The sequence below is a fragment of the Paraburkholderia sp. SIMBA_053 genome (assembly GCF_046534895.1).
GTDB lineage: Bacteria > Pseudomonadota > Gammaproteobacteria > Burkholderiales > Burkholderiaceae > Paraburkholderia > Paraburkholderia caledonica.
This window is the reverse complement of record NZ_JAWRXU010000242.1, coordinates 1-355: the sequence shown is the minus strand read 5'-3', so window position 1 is coordinate 355 and position 355 is coordinate 1. Positions and strand designations below refer to the sequence as shown.

At 59.7% G+C, this 355-nt stretch carries 1 protein-coding gene; it reads right to left on the bottom strand.

The features are described from left to right. On the bottom strand, positions 1 to 195 hold a 195-nt coding region (locus tag SB753_RS35455; RefSeq protein WP_410804751.1), incomplete at its 3' end, for an aminotransferase class I/II-fold pyridoxal phosphate-dependent enzyme. Between the last annotated feature and the right edge of the window lie 160 nt (positions 196 to 355).

Here is a 355-nt window from a genome sequence, read left to right as displayed (position 1 = left end):
GTGAATGATGACCTCGTCCCCAGGATTCAGCGTGACCGAGAGCGCGAGGAAGATGATGTTTTTGCCACCGCTGCCAACAACGATGTTTTCCGGCTTGTAATCCAAACCGTTGTCGCGCGCCAACTTCTCCACGATGGTCTTGCGAAGCACGGGCGTGCCATTGGCTGCCGTGTATCGAGTCTGTCCACCGCGCATCGCCGCGACAGCCGACTCCCTATTCGTCGCCCTCACGCAGCAGCAGTTGTCGCGTGCGCTTCATGACCCAAGCCACCTCACGTTGCGACAAGTCCCATTCACCCGAGTCGACCTTCAATCTCGCGCCTTTGTCGGCGCGGTTCAACGCCACGTCTGGCGA